The 17,170-nt window shown below is 58.3% G+C and carries 21 protein-coding genes; 19 read left to right on the forward strand and 2 right to left on the reverse strand.

Translation table 11 applies throughout. The annotated features are described in order from the left end of the window. Positions 1 to 139: 139 nt before the first annotated feature. On the reverse strand, positions 140 to 1,126 hold the full coding sequence (gene hemB, locus P0D52_RS06105) for a porphobilinogen synthase (RefSeq protein ID WP_394694538.1): 987 nt from the start codon (positions 1,124 to 1,126) through the stop codon (positions 140 to 142). A 72-nt stretch (positions 1,127 to 1,198) separates the two neighbouring features. Here hemB and P0D52_RS06110 point away from each other — a divergent pair, with 72 nt between their 5' ends. The 9 genes from P0D52_RS06110 to P0D52_RS06150 all read left to right on the forward strand — a co-directional run bounded on the left by P0D52_RS06110 (position 1,199) and on the right by P0D52_RS06150 (position 7,563). Beyond that, positions 1,199 to 2,347, forward strand: a complete 1,149-nt coding sequence (locus P0D52_RS06110) for an isobutyryl-CoA dehydrogenase (RefSeq protein WP_394694539.1) — start codon at positions 1,199 to 1,201, stop codon at positions 2,345 to 2,347. Further along, positions 2,347 to 2,799 (forward strand): hypothetical protein, encoded by a 453-nt coding sequence (locus P0D52_RS06115; RefSeq protein ID WP_394694540.1) that lies wholly within the window; start codon positions 2,347 to 2,349, stop codon positions 2,797 to 2,799. Before P0D52_RS06110 ends, P0D52_RS06115 begins: the two co-directional genes overlap by 1 nt. Further along, positions 2,796 to 3,083 carry a hypothetical protein gene (locus tag P0D52_RS06120; RefSeq protein WP_394694541.1) on the forward strand — a complete coding sequence of 96 codons (288 nt, stop codon included), beginning with the start codon at positions 2,796 to 2,798 and terminating at the stop codon, positions 3,081 to 3,083. Before P0D52_RS06115 ends, P0D52_RS06120 begins: the two co-directional genes overlap by 4 nt. Positions 3,084 to 3,096: 13 nt before the next feature. Next, entirely contained in the window at positions 3,097 to 4,149 is a 1,053-nt protein-coding gene (locus P0D52_RS06125; RefSeq protein WP_394694542.1) for an enoyl-CoA hydratase/isomerase family protein, read from the forward strand. A 20-nt stretch (positions 4,150 to 4,169) separates the two neighbouring features. Then, positions 4,170 to 4,535, forward strand: a complete 366-nt coding sequence (locus tag P0D52_RS06130) for a DUF805 domain-containing protein (RefSeq protein WP_394694543.1) — start codon at positions 4,170 to 4,172, stop codon at positions 4,533 to 4,535. A gap of 3 nt (positions 4,536 to 4,538) precedes the next feature. Beyond that, positions 4,539 to 5,432, forward strand: a complete 894-nt coding sequence (gene mmsB, locus P0D52_RS06135; RefSeq protein ID WP_394694544.1) for a 3-hydroxyisobutyrate dehydrogenase — start codon at positions 4,539 to 4,541, stop codon at positions 5,430 to 5,432. Positions 5,433 to 5,505: 73 nt separating this feature from the next. Then, positions 5,506 to 5,997, forward strand: a complete 492-nt coding sequence (locus P0D52_RS06140) for a winged helix DNA-binding protein (RefSeq protein WP_394694545.1) — start codon at positions 5,506 to 5,508, stop codon at positions 5,995 to 5,997. Positions 5,998 to 6,091: 94 nt separating this feature from the next. Then, positions 6,092 to 7,309 (forward strand): 5-aminolevulinate synthase, encoded by a 1,218-nt coding sequence (hemA, locus tag P0D52_RS06145; RefSeq protein WP_394694546.1) that lies wholly within the window; start codon positions 6,092 to 6,094, stop codon positions 7,307 to 7,309. A gap of 41 nt (positions 7,310 to 7,350) precedes the next feature. Next, positions 7,351 to 7,563 (forward strand): DUF6898 family protein, encoded by a 213-nt coding sequence (locus P0D52_RS06150; RefSeq protein WP_394694547.1) that lies wholly within the window; start codon positions 7,351 to 7,353, stop codon positions 7,561 to 7,563. A 10-nt stretch (positions 7,564 to 7,573) separates the two neighbouring features. Here P0D52_RS06150 and P0D52_RS06155 read toward each other — a convergent pair whose 3' ends face one another. Next, the gene (locus P0D52_RS06155; protein ID WP_394694548.1) at positions 7,574 to 7,999 is read right to left on the reverse strand and encodes a MucR family transcriptional regulator; all 426 of its coding nucleotides are present in this window, start codon (positions 7,997 to 7,999) and stop codon (positions 7,574 to 7,576) included. 220 nt (positions 8,000 to 8,219) lie between these two features. Between P0D52_RS06155 and glyA the strand changes: the two genes are divergently transcribed. The 10 genes from glyA to P0D52_RS06205 all read left to right on the forward strand — a co-directional run bounded on the left by glyA (position 8,220) and on the right by P0D52_RS06205 (position 17,116). Beyond that, entirely contained in the window at positions 8,220 to 9,500 is a 1,281-nt protein-coding gene (gene glyA, locus P0D52_RS06160) for a serine hydroxymethyltransferase (RefSeq protein WP_394694549.1), read from the forward strand. A 10-nt stretch (positions 9,501 to 9,510) separates the two neighbouring features. Then, positions 9,511 to 9,996: a transcriptional regulator NrdR gene (gene nrdR / locus P0D52_RS06165; RefSeq protein ID WP_394694550.1), complete on the forward strand. Its 486-nt coding sequence runs from the start codon at positions 9,511 to 9,513 to the stop codon at positions 9,994 to 9,996. Next, on the forward strand, positions 9,993 to 10,667 hold the full coding sequence (locus tag P0D52_RS06170) for a RibD family protein (RefSeq protein WP_394694551.1): 675 nt from the start codon (positions 9,993 to 9,995) through the stop codon (positions 10,665 to 10,667). Before nrdR ends, P0D52_RS06170 begins: the two co-directional genes overlap by 4 nt. Continuing rightward, complete coding sequence (locus tag P0D52_RS06175; RefSeq protein ID WP_394694552.1) at positions 10,668 to 11,270, forward strand: riboflavin synthase; 603 nt, start codon at positions 10,668 to 10,670, stop codon at positions 11,268 to 11,270. A gap of 3 nt (positions 11,271 to 11,273) precedes the next feature. Further along, positions 11,274 to 12,398 (forward strand): 3,4-dihydroxy-2-butanone-4-phosphate synthase, encoded by a 1,125-nt coding sequence (gene ribB, locus P0D52_RS06180; RefSeq protein ID WP_394694553.1) that lies wholly within the window; start codon positions 11,274 to 11,276, stop codon positions 12,396 to 12,398. Then, positions 12,395 to 12,820 carry a 6,7-dimethyl-8-ribityllumazine synthase gene (gene ribH, locus P0D52_RS06185; RefSeq protein ID WP_394694554.1) on the forward strand — a complete coding sequence of 142 codons (426 nt, stop codon included), beginning with the start codon at positions 12,395 to 12,397 and terminating at the stop codon, positions 12,818 to 12,820. Before ribB ends, ribH begins: the two co-directional genes overlap by 4 nt. Next, positions 12,820 to 13,275, forward strand: coding sequence for a transcription antitermination factor NusB (gene nusB, locus P0D52_RS06190; RefSeq protein ID WP_394694555.1), 456 nt, complete (start codon positions 12,820 to 12,822; stop codon positions 13,273 to 13,275). The genes ribH and nusB overlap by 1 nt, the downstream gene beginning before the upstream one ends. Then, on the forward strand, positions 13,272 to 14,240 hold the full coding sequence (gene thiL, locus P0D52_RS06195) for a thiamine-phosphate kinase (protein ID WP_394694556.1): 969 nt from the start codon (positions 13,272 to 13,274) through the stop codon (positions 14,238 to 14,240). The genes nusB and thiL overlap by 4 nt, the downstream gene beginning before the upstream one ends. Before the next feature lie 24 nt (positions 14,241 to 14,264). Further along, a complete protein-coding gene (locus P0D52_RS06200; RefSeq protein WP_394694557.1) occupies positions 14,265 to 14,774 on the forward strand; it encodes a hypothetical protein in 510 nt (169 codons plus the stop codon). A gap of 176 nt (positions 14,775 to 14,950) precedes the next feature. Continuing rightward, the gene (locus P0D52_RS06205; RefSeq protein ID WP_394694767.1) at positions 14,951 to 17,116 is read left to right on the forward strand and encodes a sodium-translocating pyrophosphatase; all 2,166 of its coding nucleotides are present in this window, start codon (positions 14,951 to 14,953) and stop codon (positions 17,114 to 17,116) included. Positions 17,117 to 17,170: the final 54 nt, after the last annotated feature.

Consider the following 17,170-nt stretch of genomic DNA (forward strand, 5'->3'; position numbering starts at 1 on the left):
ATGCAATAATCGCGGCTATTCCTGCGTAGACGATTAACCGCCAAGAGTTCACTGTCTAAAGCCACTCGCTTGAATTCAGAATTTCTCTAAGCAACTCTTGGCAGGCGGGCCCGGCTAAAATGTGGCGCGGTTCCAACAATTATTTACTCAGAACTTCAGCCGCCCTCGGCGCAAAATAGGTGATAATTCCCGCAGCACCGGCGCGTTTGAAAGCCATCAGGCTTTCCAGCATCACCCGGTCACCATCAATCCAGCCATTGGCGGCCGCCGCCTGGATCATGGCGTATTCGCCGGAGACCTGAAAAGCGAAGGTGGGCACGCCGTAGGTTTCCGAGACGCGGCGAACGATATCGAGATAGGGCAGGCCGGGCTTGACCATGACCATGTCCGCGCCCTCGTCGAGGTCCATACCGACTTCGCGCAAGGCTTCCTCGGTATTGGCCGGGTCCATCTGGTAGGTTTTCTTGTCCCCTTGCAACACGGTGCCCGAGCCGATGGCTTCCCGGTAGGGGCCGTAAAAGCCGGAGGCGTATTTCGCCGCATAGGACAGGATCATCGTATCGGTGAAACCTTCCAGTTCCAGCGCTTCGCGGATGGCGCCGATGCGGCCATCCATCATGTCGGACGGTGCGACGACGTTGCATCCGGCACGCGCCTGAACCAGAGCCTGCTGGATGAGGCGGTCGACGGTGTCATCATTCAGGATGACGCCATCTTTCAAAATACCGTCATGCCCATGCGTGGTGAACGGGTCGAGCGCGACATCGCAGATGACGCCGACATTGGGCGCGGCGTCCTTGATGGTGCGAATGGCCTGCGGGATCAGCCCTTTCGGATTGAGCGCTTCGGATCCGTCTTCGTCTTTCTTCGCTGGATCGATGTGCGGAAAAATCGCCATCGCCGGAATGCCAAGCTGTTCGGCACGCCTTGCAGCATCCGCAAGGGCGCTCAGACCCAGACGTTCGACGCCCGGCATGGCGGCCACGGGCTCGGTCGGGTCTGCGGTATCTGACACGACAACCGCCCAGATCAGGTCATTCACCGTCAGGACGTTTTCCTGCACGAGGCGGCGCGACCAGTCGGTTTGCCGGAGGCGGCGCAGGCGTGTGGCTGGAAATGTGCTCATCGTCGTCTACCCTCACAGCTTGCCCAAACGCGTGGTCCACGTTAGGGCTTCGCGGCCTTTTTCAAAACCCGGATGGAGCCTGATTTGCACTTCGAGCTCAATGAAGACCAGAGCCTGATACAGGACGCTGCGCGAAAATTCGCCGAGGACCGCATGAAGCCGTTCGCGGCAGAATGGGACGAGACCAAGCATTTCCCCGAAGATATATTGCGCGAAGCCGCCGAAATGGGCTTTGCCGGCATCTATACGGGTGACGAGTTTGGCGGGTCGGGTATGAGCCGGCTCGATGCGGCCCTGATCTTTGAACAATTGTCGCGCGGGTGCGTCTCCACGGCAGCCTATATCTCTATCCACAATATGTGCGCCTGGATGATCGACACCTGGGGCGATGATGCGCAGCGCGCCAAATTCCTGCCGCCGCTGATGACGATGGAGCATTTTGCGTCCTATTGCCTGACCGAGCCGGGCGCGGGCTCTGATGCCGCATCGCTGCGGACCAAGGCGGTGAAGGATGGCGATGATTACATCCTCAATGGCTCGAAAGCCTTTATCTCCGGCGGGGGCCGCTCCGACATCTATGTCGTGATGGCACGTACGGGCGGTGAGGGGGCTGGCGGCATTTCCACCTTTGTCGTCGAGAAAGGCACGCCGGGTCTGTCTTTCGGTGCGAACGAAAAGAAACTTGGCTGGAATTCCCAGCCGACCGCCGTTGTGAATTTTGAAGACTGCCGTATTCCCGCTGCCAACCGGCTGGGAGAGGAAGGCATCGGCTTCAAGATTGCCATGAATGGCCTCAATGGCGGGCGCGTGAATATCGGGGCCTGTTCGCTTGGCGGGGCCGCTGAGGCGCTGGACGTGGCGGCGGATTATGTTCAATCCCGCAAACAGTTCGGCAAGCCGATTGCCGGTTTCCAGGTCACCCAGTTCAAGCTGGCTGACATGGCAACCGACCTCGAGGCCTCGCGTCTGATGCTTTACCGCGCGGCTGCGGCGATCGATGCGAAAGACCCGTCCACGCCCAAGCATTGTGCGATGGCCAAGCGGTTTGCGACCGATGCCTGTTTCGACATCGTCAATCAGGCGCTGCAACTGCATGGCGGTTATGGCTATCTGAAGGACTATCCGATCGAGCGCATTCTGCGAGATCTGCGGGTCCACCAGATCCTTGAAGGCACGAACGAGATCATGCGCGTGATCATTGCCAAGGATGTGCTGCGCTGATGGTAGATTCCGCTAGAGGTCAATTGGAATTGGCGATGAAGCTGGCCGGGGCATTTGTCGATTGCGTATCTGGGCCAGCAGTTGCGACGCCGGATGACATTGTCCGATTATGTAGATTGACTGACGAACTCTCGCTTTCCGCGCAGTTACTGCCTTTTCCAATTATCGAAGATGATGATCGTGAAATGCCGAGACCCGCAGATTTGTCGTTGCCAGAGATCGAGAAGCGATTTGCCCTACTAACCGAGTTTGCTGTTATTCCTGACGAAGATCCTTGGTCTGATATGCAGCATATTGGTCTCGACCTATTGTGTGTGTTGCGAACCCATGAAAACGGAACTGCTTGTGACGCCCAATGGGAATTCAAATTCGGGTTCCTTACGCATTGGGGTATTCATCTGATTGATCTTCGAAAGCCTCTACTTCGCGCGACCAGGACCTATACGACATGATCGATCACAAAAGGATAGCATTTTGGGGCGTAACGCGCACCGGCACGTTTTTGCTCCTTTATTCCTCGGCACTATTTTCTTTGCTGCCTTATTTGAACCAGGACACGCAACAAGTAACCGCCGTCGCTTTTTCGCTTTTTTGGACTCCAGGGCTTATGTTTTTTGCCCTCTTGGCTTTTCCACCACGCGGTGTCTGGTGGCGATTAGCAGCGGCAGTATCTGGCACAATATTGACCGTGATATGGATTTGGATGCTCGTGCGTTCACTCGCCGATTTAAGCTGAAAGCCTGGATGAAATGACCGACGAAATCATTGCCCGCAAGGTTGGCCAGATTGGCCGCATTACGCTGAACCGCCCCAAGGTATTGAACGCGCTGAATATGGACATGGTGCATGCCATGATCGCTGCGTTGCAGGCTTGGGCGGATGATCCTGAAATTCAGGCCGTGGTCGTCGATGCCGAAGGCGAGAAGGGGTTCTGCGCCGGCGGCGACATCCTGATGCTGCACAATAGCGGCAAGGCGGGCGGCGAAGATGCCTGGCGCTTCTGGCATGACGAATACCAGCTCAACACGCTGATCAAGGAATATCCCAAGCCCTATGTCGCGCTGATTGACGGCATCACCATGGGCGGCGGTGTCGGCATTTCGGTTCATGGCTCGCACCGCGTGGCCGGTGACCGCACCATGCTGGCCATGCCGGAAACCGGAATTGGTTTCTTCCCGGATGTGGGTGGCACGTATTTCCTGCCGCGTCTGGCCGGAGAGATCGGCATGTGGATGGGGCTGACCGGGGCGCGTCTGAAAGCGGCCGATTGCGTCGCGACCGGTATTGCGACGCACTATACGCCGTCTGCGGACCTGCCCGCCCTGATCTCGGCGCTGGAAAGCGCGGATCTGAGCGATGAGGACGCGCTGGAGGTTATTCTGGAAGAACATTCCGGTGATCCGGGTGATTCCGATCTGGCGGTGACACGCGGCCTGATTGATGCGGCTTTTGCCGGCGATGATGTGGCGGCGATGGTTTCGCGGATTACGGAGGCCGGGGATAGCTGGTCGCAAAAGCAGGCCAAGATCATCGCGACGAAATCGCCGACAGCGCTGAAGCTGACCTGCGCGGCCATCCGCATCGGCGGCGACAAATCCTTCGAGGACGTCATGCGGCAGGAGTTGCGCCTGTCGACGCATTGTCTCGGCGGCGTGGATTTCTACGAAGGCGTACGTGCAGTCATCATCGACAAGGACAATGCGCCGAACTGGTCGCCGGCGACACTTGATGGCGTCGATGATGCGATCATTGCTGCGTATTTCGAACCGCTGACAAGCGATAAAGAACTGACGTTTTTGTAGGCGGAATGCAGGAAGCAATCATGGACGTTATTTCCAGAATGCTGAGTGTAGCGTTTTCGTTGCGCGGCCGGACAAAACGCTATGACTTCTGGTATTTCTTTGCTTTCCTGGCGCTTCTCGGACTGTTGATAACCATGCTGATTGCGTTGATCGACATCAATTCAACACGCCTTGGGGGCTCCTCCGCGCCGCTAGTTTTCTCGGCGTATGGGATCGTTTCGTTAGTTTTACTGTTTTTTGCCGGCGCTCGGCGCTTGGAAGATGCACGGTATTCAAGCGCCTGGATTGCCCTGATGTTTTTGGGGCCGCTTGGCTGGTTGATCCTTATGCGTTTGTGGATTTTACCGACAGCACGCCGTAAACCAAACGCCAAATCGGGAGTTTAGATCATGGCCACCATCGCATTCATCGGACTGGGCAATATGGGCTCGGGCATGTGCGCCAATCTGGCGAAAGCCGGGCATGATGTCCGCGCTTTTGATCTGAGCGCCGCTGCTGTGAAGCGCGCCGAAAGCGCAGGCGCCAAGGGCGCGGCGAGCGCGGCCGACGCGGTCATGGGTGCTGATGCCGTTGTGACGATGTTGCCCGCGGGCAAGCATGTCCGGGCAGTCTATGAGGGCGAGGTCTTTCCCAATGCCAAGCCGGGCGCGCTGATGATGGACTGCTCGACCATTGATGTGGCGACCGCAAGATCGGTGGGTGAAGCGGCGGCCGCAAAAGGGTTTCCGTTCGTCGATGCCCCGGTCTCGGGCGGCGTCGCCGGGGCCGAGGCCGGTACGCTGACCTTCATGGTGGGCGGGCCGGATGACGCGTTTTCAAAGGCTGAGGAATTCCTGTCCATCATGGGCAAGGCGGTCATCCATGCCGGTGATGCTGGCACGGGGCAGGCGGCCAAGATCTGCAACAATATGCTTCTTGGTATTACCATGATCGGAACCTGCGAAGCCTTTGCGCTGGCCGAAAAGCTCGGGCTCGATCAGCAGCGGTTTTTCGATATTGCCTCGAAAGCGTCTGGCCAGTCCTGGTCAATGACCAGCTATTGCCCGGTGCCGGGTCCCGTGGAAGCCTCGCCGGCCAACCGGGGCTATACGCCCGGTTTTGCAACCGCGATGATGCTGAAAGATCTCAAACTGGCGATGGATGCCGCTGCCACCTCCGGAGCGACGACGCCGATGGGCGCGCAGGCCGAAGCACTCTATGCCCTGTTTGACAATCTGGGCGGCCGCGATGCGGATTTCTCGGGCATCTACAAACTGCTCCAGGGCAGCTGGAAAGCGGAATAATCGGTTTTTAACCTGTCTGGGTTACCGTTCCCCAAAATAACAAAATACATTTGGGTGGAATGGAGAAACCGTCATGGCTCTTGCCGAGACACTGGCCCCGGCTGCGGAAATTCGCGCCGACTATCTGGAATTGTTGCAACGTGTCGAGCGCCTTCACCGGCAATTGCTCGATGTGGTCAAGGATGAACTTGATCGCGAAAGCCTCCGTGACCTGACAAGTGTTCAGGCCCTTCTGATCTATAATATCGGAGATCAGGTGCTGACGGCCGGTGAGCTGAAATCGCGCGGCCATTACCTGGGTTCGAACGTCTCCTATAATCTCAAGAAGCTCGTTGATCTGGGCTTTGTGAATCAGGAGCGGTCCAATAATGACCGCCGCACGGTGCGCATCAGCCTGACCGAAAGCGGGCAGGATGTGTGCGAGCGCCTGTCGGCGCTGTTTGCGCGGCAATCGATTGCGCTGGAGCCGTCCGGTGGTCTGACGACCGATACGGTCGAGGCCACAAATGTTGCGCTGGATCGCCTGGAGCGCTTCTGGGCCGATCATATTCGCTTCCGGCTGTAATTTTTTCGGCTGCGTCCATTCGTCCAACTCGCCAAACAGACGGAATTGCTGCATTAGTGCCGTTAACAGGAATGAGCACTAACGCAGCAGGCCCATGACGAATTACCAAGACGCCTTCAAATCCGCTGTTTCCCGCGTGCGCGCTGAAGGGCGTTATCGGGTCTTTGCCAATTTGCGCCGCTACAAGGGGGAATTCCCGCGTGCGCGCTGGCGGACGGATGAGGGCGATGTCCGCGATGTCGTTGTCTGGTGCTCGAATGATTATCTCGGCATGGGCCAGCGCGCCTGTGTGACCGAGACGATGAAACAGGCCATCGATGATGTCGGTGCAGGGGCGGGCGGCACCCGCAACATCTCCGGTACCACGAATTACCATGTCGAGCTGGAGCGCTCGCTCGCTGACCTGCACGGCAAGGACGCGGCTCTGCTCTTCACCTCGGGCTATATTTCCAATTCAGCTACCATCGGCACGCTTGGCAAAATTCTGCCGGGTCTGATCATTTTTTCGGATGCCCTGAACCACGCCTCGATGATCGAAGGAGTCAAAGGCGCCAAATGTGAAAAACATGTCTGGCGGCATAATGATGTCGAGCATCTGGAAGAATTGCTGCGGGCGGCACCGCTGGATGCGCCAAAGCTGATCGCCTTTGAGTCGGTCTATTCCATGGACGGGGATATCGGTCCGATTGAAGCGGTCTGTGATCTTGCGGACAAATACAATGCGTTGACCTATCTTGATGAAGTCCATGCGGTCGGGCTCTACGGCTTGCGCGGCGGCGGGATTGCCGAACGCGAGGGCCTGATGGACCGCGTCGACATCATCGAAGGCACGCTCGGCAAGGCTTATGGCGTTATGGGCGGCTATATTGCGGCGGACGGTGCGCTGGTCGATGCGATCCGGTCCTGGGCGCCAGGCTTCATCTTCACAACATCGCTTGCGCCCGCATTGGCGGCCGGCGCGCGCGCTTCGGTGGAGTATCTGAAATCTGCCCATGAATTGCGTGAAGCTCATCAGGAGCGTGCGGCAACGCTGAAGCGGCGCATGCGCGAAGCCGATTTGCCGGTCATGGACAGCGAAACCCATATCGTTCCGCTCTGGGTGGGCGATCCTGTGATGTGCAAGCGTCTGTCGGATGCCTTGCTGGACGATCACGGGATCTATGTGCAGCCCATCAATTACCCGACCGTTCCGCGCGGAACCGAACGGCTGCGCTTTACACCGACACCAGCTCATTCGGACGAGATGTTCGATCAACTGATCGATTCGCTGCAGGAAGTCTGGGTCCGGTTCAAAGCCCGGCGGGTCGCCTGACCGGTTCACCGCATACAGGGCATCCCCTCGCCGGGCGCGAGGTGATCTATGAATTTGTGGAGACTTCGTCCGCCATTCGCGTGGCCGCCATAGACGTGGCCACCGGCGCGGAAGTGATAATCCAGTCACCAAAAACGGCCAGCCGGCTCGACATGGAGCGCGTGGCCGGCGCGAAGCTGGCGCGGAAGCTCGGCCTGTCCTCGCAAAGAAAACGGCCGGATGATGGATCACCCGGCCGCGGTATAAAAGTCTGACGTTGCGCGCTTATTTGCCTTTACGGCCACCGCGCCCAAGGCCGATATCCTTGGCGAATGCCGAACGCTTGCGCGAATAGGCCGGAGCCACCATCGGGTAGTCGGACGGCAAACCCCATTTGCGGCGATATTCGTCCGGCGACATGTCGTATTGCGAGCGCAGATAACGCTTGAGCATTTTCAGCTTTTTGCCGTCTTCTAGGCAGATGATGTAATCGTCGGTCACGGACTTCGCGACAGAGACCGCCGGTTTGGACTTCGGTTCCGGCTTGGCCGCGGCGCCACTGATTTCGCCCATTGTGGAATGAACCGACCGGATGAGGTCCGGAATGCTGTCAGCCGGCACGGAATTGTGGGTCAGAAAGGACGCCACGATGTCCGTTGTCATGCGCAGAACTTCTTCTTCATCGATCGGGGGGAGGATTTCGTCTGTCATAGGGGCTCCGTTTGCCTTGTGTATTCTTTGACTTCGATAAGTCGACCAGTTCTGTTTAAAATTCGCGGCTTCAAATAGCAACACACGAATAGTCAAAAATACATCGAATACTTGAGCTTTTTGCTGCTTAAGGTCGCGCGCTTGCGAAAGTCAAAGATTGTCAGCCTGCCTGTTGCGGCCTATCAAGCATGTCCCGCGTAGCGTTTCAGGAGAGTATGCCGTGAATGACGATTTTTTCAGCCAGTCGCTGTCGAGTGCCGATCCGGATCTTGCCGCGGCGGTCGGTAAGGAAATCAGGCGCCAGCAACAGCAGATCGAGCTGATTGCCTCCGAGAACATCGTTTCCCGCGCCGTTCTGGAAGCGCAGGGCTCTCCTCTGACCAACAAGTATGCCGAAGGCTATCCGGGCAAGCGCTATTATGGCGGGTGTGAATTCGTCGATATCGCAGAAGAGCTGGCTCGAGACCGTGCGAAAGAATTGTTCGGCGCTGCCTATGTGAATGTGCAGCCGAGTTCCGGCAGCCAGGCCAATCAGGGTGTGTTTCTGGCGCTCCTGAAGCCGGGCGACAAAATTCTCGGGATGAGCCTCGATGCCGGCGGGCACCTGACCCATGGCGCCAAGCCGAACATGTCCGGCAAATGGTTTGACGCACATCATTATGGCGTGCGCGAGGAAGATGCGCTGATCGACTATGATGCGCTGGAAGAAAAGGCCAAGGAGGTCCAGCCGCAAATGATCATTGCGGGCGGATCAGCCTATCCGCGGATCATCGATTTTGAGCGTTTTCGGGCCATCGCGGATTCTGTCGGCGCCTATCTTCTGGTCGACATGGCGCATTTCGCCGGACTGGTCGCCGCTGGCGAATACCCCAACCCGGTTCCGCATGCCGATGTTGTCACGACCACAACGCACAAAACCCTTCGAGGCCCGCGCGGTGGCATGATCCTGTCGCGCGACGAGGATCTGGGGAAGAAATTCAACTCGGCCATCTTCCCCGGCATCCAAGGTGGTCCCCTGATGCATGTCATCGCAGGCAAGGCAGTGGCGTTTGGCGAGGCGCTCCGCCCTGAGTTCAAGGATTATATCAAGTCTGTCGTGGCGAATTGCCAGGTCATGGCTGCTACCCTGAAGGATGGCGGCTACGAAATCGTCTCCGGCGGCACTGATACGCATCTGGCGCTTGTGGACCTCCGTCCGAAATCCCTGACGGGCGACATTTCCGAGAAGGCGCTGGAGCGCGCGTTCATGACCTGCAATAAAAATGGCGTTCCCTTTGATCCTGAGAAGCCGATGGTGACGTCCGGTCTCCGGATCGGCTCGCCCGCTGCGACAACACGCGGATTCGGCGAGGCGGAATTCAAACAGGTCGGCGAGATGATGGTCGAGGTGTTGGATGCGCTTGCGGAAAACCGGTCTGGCAACAAGGCCGTCGAGGAATCCGTGAAAGCCAAAGTGCTGGAACTGACCGGCCGCTTCCCGATCTATCCCGAATTGAGCTAGGCTCTGAAAAATGCGCTGTCCGTTCTGCAGTCACCCTGACACTCAAGTGAAAGACTCCCGGCCTGCCGAGGATGGGGCCTCCATTCGGCGCCGGCGGTCCTGCCCGAAATGTTCGGCGCGCTTTACGACATTTGAGCGGGTTCAGCTGCGGGAACTGACCGTCGTCAAGCGCAGCAATCGGCGCGTGCCCTTCGACCGGGACAAGCTGGCGCGCTCTGTTTCGCTGGCCTGTCAGAAGCGGGCCATTGATCCGGACCGGCTGGACCAGATGGTTTCCGGGATTGTGCGGCGGCTTGAAAGTTCGGGCGATTCCGATGTGACATCGGACACGATTGGCGAGCTGGTGATGGACGCGCTCAAGAATCTCGATCCGGTTGCCTATGTTCGCTACGCCTCCGTTTACAAGGATTTCCGGGAAGTCGATGATTTCCGCGATTTCATCAAGGGCGAACAATTGGGGCCGCCCAATGGTGACGATACGCCTTCCGAGACATGAAAGAAGCTGAGCGTCCGCGAGTTACGTTGAAACTTGCCACATCATTGGATGGGCGCATTGCGCTGGCCAATGGTCAATCCCGCTGGATAACGGGCGAGGCCTCCCGGCAGGCGGTCCATCAACTGCGCGGCGCGCATGATGTCGTTCTGACCGGCGTTGGCACGGTGCTGGCGGATGATCCGCATTTGACGGTTCGCCTACCGGACTTTGCAGGAGATCAGCCGGGCAGGGTGGTGATGGACACACGGCTTCGTACACCCGATACGGCGCGATTGTTCGAACAGGGTGGGCCTTTACTTTTTATATGCGGGGCCGATGTTCCCGCTCACATTCGCTCCGCGATTGAAGCTAGGGGCGCAAGTGTGATCGCCCTGAACCGCTATGACGGACCACATATCAGCCTGAAGGCGGCCATTGAGCAGATTGCCGATCTGGACGGCGAGTCCATTCTGATCGAGGCGGGCGCGCGGATTGCCGGCAGTGCGATCAAGCATGATCTCGTTGATCAGATCGAATGGTTCCGGGCCCCCATGCTGCTCGGGGGAGACGGAATGCCGGTAATGGCAGCGCTTGGCCTTGAGCGACTGGATGAAGCGCCCATCTTCGAGCGTATCAGTATTGAAGAATGCGGCGCTGATCTGCGCGAAACCTACAGACGAAAGCAGGCCTGAATGTTTACCGGAATTGTGACCGCCAAGGGCGTTGTGCGTGCTGTTTCCGGTGAATCGGACCGGCGTTTCAGCATTGAAAGCGCCTATGATCCGGACTCAATCGATATCGGCGCGTCGATCAGTCATGCTGGTGCCTGTCTGACCGTGATTGAAAAGTCGGCCACTCCTTCGGGAGGGCTTCATGTGGTTGAGGTCTCGCCGGAAACCCTTGACCGGACCACACTCGGCCAATGGTCTGTCGGCAGCGAAGTCAATCTGGAGCGGTCTCTCCGCATGGGCGATGAGCTCGGCGGACACCTCGTGACCGGCCATATTGATGGTCTGGGAGAGGTCGTGAACCGAGTCGAGACTGGCGATTGGCTGAATCTGGTGATTCGCGCGCCCGGATCCGTTGCGAAATTTGTGGCGGAGAAGGGATCGATCGCGGTCGATGGCGTGTCGTTGACGGTCAATGCGGTTCAAAAGGACGTCTTCAGTCTGATGATCATACCTCATACCGCGAAGGTCACCACGATAGGTCAGCTGCAGATTGGCGCGCACGTCAATCTTGAAGTTGATCTCATGGCGCGATACGCCGCACGCCTTATGCAGGCGGAAGATTGAGGCATGGCCAGCGACACACCGCTCTCCCCGATTGAAGACATCATCGAAGACGCCCGGAATGGGCGGATGTTCATTCTCGTCGACGCCGATGACCGCGAGAATGAGGGCGATCTTGTCATCCCCGCCCAGTTTGCCACCCCGGATGCCGTGAATTTCATGGCGCGGTACGGGCGTGGGCTGATCTGCCTGTCGGTCTCCGACGAACGCGCAAAGGCGCTCGGTCTGGAAATGATGTCCATGCACAACCGGACGCGGCACCAGACGGCATTCACGGTTTCCATCGAAGCGCGGGAAGGTGTGACAACCGGAATATCGGCGCATGATCGTGCAGTGACGATCGCCGCGGCGATTGATCCGGAGAAGGGCTCGGATGATATCGTGACCCCCGGTCACGTTTTTCCTTTGATCGCGCGTGATGGCGGCGTGCTGGTCCGCGCCGGCCATACGGAAGCCGCGGTCGATGTTTCCCGTCTGGCCGGCTTGAATCCCTCTGGCGTGATCTGTGAAATCATGAATGAAGACGGGACGATGGCGCGCATGCCGGATCTCGTTTCATTTGCGCAATTGCACGGTCTGAAGATCGGTACGATCGCGGACCTTATTGCCTATCGTCGGCGCAATGACCTGTTTATCGAGCGCCGCGCCGAGGTGCCGTTCGAAAGCCATTGGGGCGGCATATTCAAACTGGTGGTCTATCGCAGCCTTGTGGACGGTTTCGAGCATGTGGCTTTGCTGAAAGGCCATCCCGAAGCGGATCACCCCACGCTTGTGCGGATGCACAAGGTCAGTTTTGTCGACGATGTGATCGCCGCCACCGGTCCTCGGTCGGGGTTGGTCGAAATCGCCATGCAGACACTGGCGCAGCATGATGGCCCGGCGGTGATGGTGTTCATCCGCGAAAGCAATCTCAATGCAATCCGCGAACGCTTTGGCGCCAAGCCGACCGAGCCGGATGAAAAGCGCGAGGAGCGCCGCTTGCGCGAATACGGCATTGGCGCACAGATTTTGACGGATCTCGGGGTTGGTAAAATGGATCTTCTGACGACCGCTCCCCAACCGATTGTCGGACTGGAAGGCTATGGCCTCTCCATCCATGATACCATCCAGCTTGGAGACTTTAACGCATGAATGGTCAACCGCGAATTCTTGTTGTTGTCGCGCCCTATTACAAGGACGTCAGCGACGCCTTGCTGCATGGCGCGGAAGCGGCGCTGGCTGATGCCGATGTCGATTTTGTCGAGGTTCCCGGGGCGCTGGAAATCCCGGGCGCCATTGCCTCGGCGGTCAAGAGCCGCACGCGGTATGATGGCTATGTCGCGCTTGGCTGTGTGATCCGCGGTGAAACCAGCCACTATGATTACGTTGCAGGTGAATCGGCGAGAGCCCTGATGGACCTGACACTGGAAGGCATAGCGCTCGGCAATGGCATTCTGACAGTTGAAAACCGCGAACAGGCCATGAAGCGCGCCGGCGACAAGGACAAGGGCGGTGATGCAGCGCGCGCCTGCTTGGCGATGATCCGGCTTCGCGAGCGATTTGGGGCGGCGTGATGGACATTTCGGAAGAAACCCTGCCGGCGATGAAGCCGAAGGTTGAAGCGCGCCTTTCGGCAGTGCAGGCCTTGTTCCAGATTGATCAGGGCGGCGGCTCTGTCGAGCGCGTCCTGGGGCAGTTTGCCGAACACCGGCTTTCTGAAACCGCCGATGCCGAGCTGTTTGAAAAGCTGGTGCGCGGGACCATCGGCTCCACTGCGCTACTGGATCAGAAAATTGCGCCGGCATTGACCGCGAAATGGAAGCTGGAGCGGATTGATGCGACACTTCGGGCGATCTTGCGCTGCGGTGTGTTCGAGATGATCGATGCCACCGAAACACCGGCACCGGTTCTGCTTGAAGCCTATGTGGATATTGCCGCAGCCTTCTTTGACGACAAGGATGTGGCCTTCGTCAATGCGGTTCTTGACCGCCTGACGCGGGATATCCGGCCGGGAAGCTTGGTGGGGTGAGCCGGATCGGCGAATTCGAATTTATTGCGCAGTCCCTGGCGCCCTTGTCGGCTGGTTATGAGGGCGCCTTCGGCCTGACCGATGATGCGGCACTTCTGGCGCAGACGCCGGGGCTGGTGGTGACATCCGATACGCTGGTTCAGGGCGTGCATTTCCGGAATGACGATCCCATGGACCTGATTGCCCGCAAGGCGCTGCGGGTGAATATCTCCGATCTTGTGGCGATGGCGGCGAAACCCCATGCCTTTCTTTTGTCCATTGTCTGGCCCGAAAGCATCCGGCCAGAGCAACAAAATCTGTTTGTTGAGGGTCTTGCTTTCGATATTGCGGAGTATTCCGTTCCCCTTATCGGCGGCGATACGACGCGCGGCGGCGACCGGCTTGTGCTCACGATTACCGCTTTTGGCGAGACTGAAGCGCCCCTTCGGCGGAGCGGGGCCCGGCCGGGTGACCGCGTGTTTGTCAGCGGCACGATCGGTGATGCCGGGCTGGGTTTGCACGCCGCGGAGGCCGGTCTGCCGGAAAGCGCAACACAATCACTCAACAACCGCTATCTTTTGCCCGAGCCGCGCGTTGGGCTGATCAAGGCCTTGAGGCAATCGGCTTCGGCTGGTCTCGATATCTCGGATGGGTTGGTGGCCGATGCCGGGCATCTGGCCCGCGCCAGTGATGTTGCACTCGATATCCGGCTGGAAGATGTGCCTTTGTCAGACGCGGCGCGTCTTTGGCTTTCACGGCAGAATAATCAGGTGGAGGCATGGTCATCGCTGCTGACCGGTGGCGATGACTATGAAATGCTTTTCTGTGTTCCGGAACATGAACGTCAAGCCCTGCTGACGGCGGCTCAGGCCTGCGGTGTCTCCGTCACCGAAATCGGCGAGGTTGCCGAGGGGAAGGGTGTCCAGGTTACTGATGAATCCGGTCAGATCGTTCAAATTTTACGGACCGGCTTTACGCATTTTTGAGCGAGGACTGTTAGTCTTTGCAGCATGAAAAATCTTGTCCTTGGCCTCGCCCTGTTTTCGCTTGTCCTGTCACCATCCGCACTTGCAGGTGGAGGTGGCGGCGGTTCCAGTCATGGCAGTAGTAGCTACACAGTCAATTTCGACTGGAACGATACCGGCGACGGGGCCGGCACAACGCATAGCAGCATCATGGAAGAGCTCGGCGTGGATGATGGCGATCCGCGCGTGATTTCGATGCCAGCGATCGTCGTGCCGCTCGTGTCTGACCATCGTCTGCGCGGTTATGCCTATGTGCATCCGCGTCTGTTGGTGGCGCGGGGAAATCAATCGCGCAGGGTGCAGGAAAATACCCATTTCGCGCTCGACCGGCTGATCCGGGCCAGCCATCGTGAGAATCTGACCGATGCCAGCGGTGTAACGATTGATCGCGAGCGGGTTCGAGAAGTCTGGCTTGAAGCCCTTGCAGAGTATTTTGGCGAGGGTGTGATCGAGCAAGTGTCTCTCGCGACACCGGATATCCGGCTTATCCGCTGATATTTCAGTAAATTGATCCATTGCATCCGGGCGTGTTGCGCCCGCCAACGGCTTTGGGCATATTCCCGCCACTTTCCTTGGGGGGGATGGGAGGTTCGCTGATTCGCGAGCTATGCCCTGACAGCATTTCCTCCCCGATCAATTTGAATTGGGACGAAAGGCTGAACGCCATGAATATGGAATTGGGACTTGGATTGGTCATTCTGGCCGGCCTGCTTGCCGTCGTTTACGGTGTGGTGCAGAGCCGGGCCATTCTGGCAGCAGATGCCGGAAATGACCGCATGAAAGAGATCGCTGCGGCGATTCAGGAAGGTGCGAACGCCTATCTTCGCCGGCAGTACATTACGATCGCCATGGTCGGCATTGCCGTTACCGTGCTTGTTTGGTTTTTGCTGGGCTTTCTCGTTGCCGTCGGTTTCGTGATCGGCGCTGTGCTTTCAGGTATTGCCGGCTTTATCGGCATGCTGATTTCGGTGCGGGCGAATGTGCGGACAACTCAAGCGGCGTCGGTCAGCCTTGCGGGCGGTTTGTCGATGGCTTTCCGGTCCGGTGCTGTTACCGGCATGCTTGTTGCCGGTCTCGCGCTTCTCGGGGTTGCGGTCTATTACTTCCTTCTCACTCAGGTGTTCACCATCGAGAATCCGCGAACCGTCATTGACGCGCTCGTCGCACTCGGTTTTGGCGCGTCCCTGATCTCGATTTTCGCTCGTCTCGGCGGCGGTATCTTCACCAAGGGCGCGGATGTTGGCGGCGATATGGTCGGCAAGGTCGAAGCGGGTATCCCGGAAGATGATCCACGTAATGCTGCCACGATCGCGGATAATGTCGGCGACAATGTTGGTGATTGTGCTGGCATGGCGGCTGACTTGTTCGAAACCTATGCGGTGACGGTTGTCGCCACCATGGTTCTGGCCTCGATCTTCTTTACTGGTGCTGATAGCGCGCTGATGATGTTTCTGCCTCTGGCCATTGGCGGCGTCTGTATTGTGACGTCGATCCTGGGCACTTTCTTCGTGAAGCTTGGCAAGTCCAACAATATCATGGGCGCGCTCTATAAAGGGTTCATCGCCTCGTCGGTTCTGTCACTCTTTGCGGTTGGCGGAATTTTCTACTCGATGGTCGGCTTTGATACGAGCTTTACCACCAACACCGGGACGACCTTTACCGGCCTGCAGCTCTTCGGCTGCGGCGTCATTGGTCTTGTCGTGACGGGCCTGATTATCTGGATCACAGAATACTATACAGGCGTGTCAGCCCGTCCGGTGCGTTCTGTGGCACAGGCATCTGTCTCCGGACATGGCACGAACGTCATTCAGGGTCTGGCTGTTTCGCTTGAATCCACGGCGCTGCCGGCTCTGGTCATCATTGGCGGCATCATCGGCACCTATGTGCTGGGCGGTCTCTTCGGCATCGCGATTGCTGTGACAACGATGCTGGCGCTGGCGGGCATGGTCGTGGCGCTCGATGCCTTCGGTCCGGTCACGGATAATGCCGGTGGTATCGCCGAAATGGCGGGTCTTCCCGAGGAAGTTCGCAATACGACGGATGCACTGGACGCTGTGGGCAACACCACGAAAGCCGTCACCAAGGGCTATGCCATTGGTTCGGCGGGCCTGGGTGCTCTCGTGCTTTTTGCGGCCTATACGGCGGACATTCAGCACTTCATCGAGACCGCAAATGGTGAAGGTTTCTTCGCGAACCTGGTCTATGGCGGAACCGAAGTTGCGGCGAATGTCGTCAACTTCTCGCTGTCCAACCCGTATGTCGTGGTTGGTCTGCTCTTCGGTGGCCTGTTGCCATTCCTCTTCGGCGGCATGTCGATGATGGCAGTTGGCCGCGCGGCCCAGTCGGTTGTTGTGGAAGTGCGCCGTCAGTTCCGTGAAAACCCGGGTATTATGGAAGGCACGGTCAAGCCGGATTATGGCCGGGCTGTTGACCTCCTCACGAAGGCGGCAATCCGCGAGATGATCGTGCCGTCGCTTCTGCCGGTCCTGTCACCCATCGTCCTGTTCTTTGCCATCATGTTGATCGCAGGACCGGGCCCGGCTCTGTCGGCTGTGGGCGCAATGCTGCTTGGCGTGATCGTCACGGGCCTCTTCGTGGCCATTTCGATGACGTCCGGCGGCGGTGCCTGGGACAATGCCAAGAAGGCGATCGAAGACGGTTTCACCGACTCCGATGGCGTTCTGCATGAAAAGGGCTCCGAGGCTCACAAGGCCGCGGTGACCGGCGATACGGTTGGCGATCCCTACAAGGATACGGCTGGCCCGGCTGTGAACCCGATGATCAAGATCACCAATATTGTGGCGCTCTTGCTCCTCGCGGTGATTGCTCACCAGTAGCAATCAGCCACAGGCAAAAGAAAAGCCCCGGTCTTCGGACCGGGGCTTTTTTAT

The organism is Hyphobacterium sp. (assembly GCF_043584775.1).
Lineage (GTDB): Bacteria > Pseudomonadota > Alphaproteobacteria > Caulobacterales > Maricaulaceae > Hyphobacterium.

Bases quoted from the DNA above. Each gene is read 5' to 3' on its own strand.
- P0D52_RS06205 (WP_394694767.1), top strand. From the start codon at position 14,951: ATGGAATTGGGACTTGGATTGGTCATTCTGGCCGGCCTGCTTGCCGTC.
- P0D52_RS06155 (WP_394694548.1), bottom strand. From the start codon at position 7,999: ATGACAGACGAAATCCTCCCCCCGATCGATGAAGAAGAAGTTCTGCGC.
- P0D52_RS06140 (WP_394694545.1), top strand. From the start codon at position 5,506: ATGGCTCTTGCCGAGACACTGGCCCCGGCTGCGGAAATTCGCGCCGAC.
- nrdR (WP_394694550.1), top strand. From the start codon at position 9,511: ATGCGCTGTCCGTTCTGCAGTCACCCTGACACTCAAGTGAAAGACTCC.
- hemB (WP_394694538.1), bottom strand. From the start codon at position 1,126: ATGAGCACATTTCCAGCCACACGCCTGCGCCGCCTCCGGCAAACCGAC.
- P0D52_RS06170 (WP_394694551.1), top strand. From the start codon at position 9,993: ATGAAAGAAGCTGAGCGTCCGCGAGTTACGTTGAAACTTGCCACATCA.
- hemA (WP_394694546.1), top strand. From the start codon at position 6,092: ATGACGAATTACCAAGACGCCTTCAAATCCGCTGTTTCCCGCGTGCGC.
- P0D52_RS06175 (WP_394694552.1), top strand. From the start codon at position 10,668: ATGTTTACCGGAATTGTGACCGCCAAGGGCGTTGTGCGTGCTGTTTCC.
- ribH (WP_394694554.1), top strand. From the start codon at position 12,395: ATGAATGGTCAACCGCGAATTCTTGTTGTTGTCGCGCCCTATTACAAG.
- P0D52_RS06130 (WP_394694543.1), top strand. From the start codon at position 4,170: ATGGACGTTATTTCCAGAATGCTGAGTGTAGCGTTTTCGTTGCGCGGC.
- mmsB (WP_394694544.1), top strand. From the start codon at position 4,539: ATGGCCACCATCGCATTCATCGGACTGGGCAATATGGGCTCGGGCATG.
- P0D52_RS06120 (WP_394694541.1), top strand. From the start codon at position 2,796: ATGATCGATCACAAAAGGATAGCATTTTGGGGCGTAACGCGCACCGGC.
- P0D52_RS06200 (WP_394694557.1), top strand. From the start codon at position 14,265: ATGAAAAATCTTGTCCTTGGCCTCGCCCTGTTTTCGCTTGTCCTGTCA.
- nusB (WP_394694555.1), top strand. From the start codon at position 12,820: ATGGACATTTCGGAAGAAACCCTGCCGGCGATGAAGCCGAAGGTTGAA.
- P0D52_RS06110 (WP_394694539.1), top strand. From the start codon at position 1,199: ATGGAGCCTGATTTGCACTTCGAGCTCAATGAAGACCAGAGCCTGATA.
- P0D52_RS06125 (WP_394694542.1), top strand. From the start codon at position 3,097: ATGACCGACGAAATCATTGCCCGCAAGGTTGGCCAGATTGGCCGCATT.
- ribB (WP_394694553.1), top strand. From the start codon at position 11,274: ATGGCCAGCGACACACCGCTCTCCCCGATTGAAGACATCATCGAAGAC.
- P0D52_RS06115 (WP_394694540.1), top strand. From the start codon at position 2,347: ATGGTAGATTCCGCTAGAGGTCAATTGGAATTGGCGATGAAGCTGGCC.